The 837-nt window shown below is 38.9% G+C and carries 1 pseudogene; it reads left to right on the top strand.

What is annotated here, in order from left to right:
• Positions 1 to 787, top strand: a pseudogene (locus MTBBW1_RS28895) (ISKra4-like element ISDpr10 family transposase); the annotation flags it as partial.
• Positions 788 to 837: the final 50 nt, after the last annotated feature.

The following is an 837-nucleotide window of genomic DNA, read 5'->3' as shown; positions in this document are numbered from 1 at the left end:
TTTAGTTTATCCTGAGCAGTCAAAGCAAGACAAAAAAGATCAGGAATCGGTGCAGCCAGCTCCTGTTAAAGCCCAGAATATTAGAAGAATGGCAAGCCTGGAAAGACCGAAAGAAGATGTCGTGAAGGAAATTGTAAAAGATGCCGGCAATAGAGATCCGCATAAAAACAGGCACTGGGTTGTAGTTATGGATGGAGCCTTGAACTTATGGACGCTGGTTGCTGTGGTGCTGAAAGGGATTGATTATACAGGTATTTTAGACATTATACATGTCGTAGAATATTTATGGGATGCGGCCAACGCCCTGGATAAGGATAAAAGTATGGACAGGCACAAATGGGTTTATGTGCGATTATTGTCCATTTTGGATGGCAATGTGGGCAGGGTTATCGGTGGGTTGAAACAAATAATAACAAAAAATAAAAAGAAACTAACCAAAAACCAGATTGAGGAGCTTGAGAAAGTCATAACATATTTTAACAATCACAAACAATGGATGCAATACGATAAATATTTGGAAGCTGGTTATCCAATCGGTTCCGGTGTAGTAGAGTCATCATGTGGGCATACAGTTAAAAGCCGTATGGAAGGAACGGGCAGGAGATGGTCAATCAAAGGTGCAGAATCAATATTACTGCTGAGATCTCTCTATACCAGTCATGATTGGGATAGTTACTGGCGCTCTCATATGATTTTTCAAAGAGAAAAATTATATAAAAAGATATCTACCCTTTCGCATAATACAGCTGATGATTACGAATATGAAACGGCTGTCGCTATGGCGTAAGTATTTAAATTCATGAATAAAAGTATGATAATGTTCAAAAAGGGTACACT

Source organism: Desulfamplus magnetovallimortis, assembly GCF_900170035.1.
Classification (GTDB): Bacteria; Desulfobacterota; Desulfobacteria; order Desulfobacterales; family Desulfobacteraceae; genus Desulfamplus; species Desulfamplus magnetovallimortis.
This window is presented reverse-complemented; position numbering and strand designations above follow the sequence as displayed.